2 protein-coding genes are annotated in these 1,601 nt (G+C 61.0%); both read right to left on the bottom strand.

Annotated features, from left to right (window positions below; all coding sequences use genetic code 11):
* On the bottom strand, positions 1-570 hold a 570-nt coding region (locus tag EN749_RS35430; RefSeq protein WP_189367953.1), incomplete at its 3' end, for an ATPase, T2SS/T4P/T4SS family.
* Positions 567-1,601 (bottom strand): type IV secretion system protein VirB10 (gene virB10 / locus EN749_RS35435; protein ID WP_145991170.1); only part of this gene is annotated, 1,035 nt, incomplete at its 5' end. The genes virB10 and EN749_RS35430, both read right to left, overlap by 4 nt.

A 1,601-nucleotide genomic window follows, 5' to 3' on the forward strand; every position in this document is an offset into this window, starting at 1 on the left:
AGTCGTCTTGCCGGTCGATGTGCCGCCCGAAACAACGATCGACACGCGATTCTTGACCGCATGCTCCAGAAATTTCATCGGATCGGAGCCGCCGATCAGCTCAACCAGTTCCGTTTCTTCTTCCGACAAGACGAGCTCATTACCCATGCGCGTTTCTTCGAAGGCGCCGCGCTTGGCGTAGTCATCGACCGTCATGTCCATGATGACCTTCTTGCGGATCGAAATCGCGCCGCCGTCCGGCGCTGCCGGCGGCAACACGAATTGAATGCGCTCGCCGCTGGGAAGCGCCGCCGACAGGATCGGCTTTTCCTCATTCACCTGTTGATTGGTCGAGCTGGCGACGAGTGTTGCGAGGTTGCGAATCCATTTGTCGGTGAGCCTGGCGTCAGAGATCCGCTCCATTTCCGTGGCGCCAAGCCGCTCGACAAAGATTTCGCCCGGCCTGTTGACGGAAAGTTCGGAAACATCGTCCTGCCGTAGCAGTTCGTGAAGCGGTTCCAGTTCCATTTCCAGAATTGGGAACTTGGCATATGGGCCCGACGCGGCGACCGGGTGTTTGACCATGTTCATTTGGTCACCGGGGGTGCTGCCGGAAACCAGTTGTCCTTCGGCGTCATGTAGAGGGGAACAGGGTCGATCGCGACACGCGGCTTGCCGCCGCGTTTCAGTCTCGCCAGCTCTTCTTGGACCGGATCGGCGTAGAGCTCCGAAAAATCGAGATCGCGCCGCACAAAAACGATCACCGACGTCCCTTGGTCGACATAGATCGTCGGCGGGATGTTGCGCGAATCTTCGAAAGCCTCCTTGGCAAGTTCGGTCATCGTGCTTGCGGAGCGTTCGATAGCGATCTGACGAGCTTCCTCTTCCGTCCTCTCCGGATCGATCGTGATCGTTGTCACTTCGCCAGTGATAGGATCGAGACGGGTAATGGTCTCCTGGCGCCGGCCGCCGCTCGGGTCAGCGAGCGCCGAAAGGTATTCCGCCGCACCGCCAACGATCGACAGCACGATCGCCGAGCCGAAGCGCTCCAGCCAGTGACGATCGACACGACCTGCCATGCCACCACGGCCAAGGCTGTCAGCGCCAGGCGAACCGATGTTGACCGACACGCCGTCGGACCGGATCATCCGGTTCCAGACGATAAAAACGCGCGTTTGGCCGCGAGCAATGCCGGACTTGTATTCGCCGGTCAGCCGAGATCCTTTCGGGATCAGTACGCGGCGGCCGTCAAGGGAATATACATCCTCGCGAACAACCGCACGGACCATGCCGGGCAGGTCCGTGTTGATGGCCGTTTCAAGAAACCCGCGGATCATGGTGCCCTCTGCAATCAGGGCGTCCGTGCGGTAGTTCTTCGTCGCCGTCGCCTGAGCGTTCCGACTACTTTCGGCCTGGGCGAGGAATGCCTTGTTGGGGTCCAGGTCTGCCCCAGGGACAGGACTGAGCTGTCCGTCGCCGGCGATGGCCGCGGCCGCGTCGCCTGTCGGGGCGTCCTGTTCCCCGTCGGTGACGATCTGGTTCGAGCGCAGCCGCTCCCACAGCTCCTTTTCTTCCTGCTCCTTGCGCTTGCGTTCTTCCTCCGCCAATCGCGCTTCCTCCTC

Source organism: Mesorhizobium sp. M7A.F.Ca.ET.027.02.1.1 (assembly GCF_004022985.1).
In the GTDB taxonomy this organism is placed as follows: Bacteria; Pseudomonadota; Alphaproteobacteria; order Rhizobiales; family Rhizobiaceae; genus Mesorhizobium.